Source organism: Halalkalibacter lacteus (assembly GCF_036663595.1).
In the GTDB taxonomy this organism is placed as follows: Bacteria; Bacillota; Bacilli; order Bacillales; family Bacillaceae_D; genus Halalkalibacter; species Halalkalibacter lacteus.
The window spans coordinates 1-237 of the sequence record NZ_JAWRVL010000444.1 but is presented as its reverse complement, the minus strand read 5'-3'; the positions used below and the strand labels follow the sequence as shown (position 1 = coordinate 237).

Sequence of the window (237 nt, the reverse complement as noted above, 5' to 3'; positions counted from 1 at the left end):
CGGCAGCGCCTGCCACGCCATCTTCTGGCCCTCGCGCATCTCGAACTCACCGGTCCAGGCAAACACCTTGCAGAAATGCAGCCGCACGAGCGCGTGCGGATAGTCGAAGAGCTCGACCTGCCACGGCTCGGCGGCAGCAATCGTGATGCCGAGTTCCTCATGCAGTTCGCGCCGCAGCGCCTGTTCGACCGTCTCGCCCGCCTCGAGCTTGCCACCCGGAAACTCCCAGTAGCCGGC

Annotated in this window: 1 protein-coding gene; it reads right to left on the bottom strand. The window is 66.2% G+C overall.

Annotated elements, in window-relative coordinates; translation table 11 throughout:
- Positions 1-237, bottom strand: a 237-nt coding sequence (locus SAZ04_RS22970; protein ID WP_332700111.1) for an NUDIX domain-containing protein, incomplete at both ends; no start/stop codon positions are given.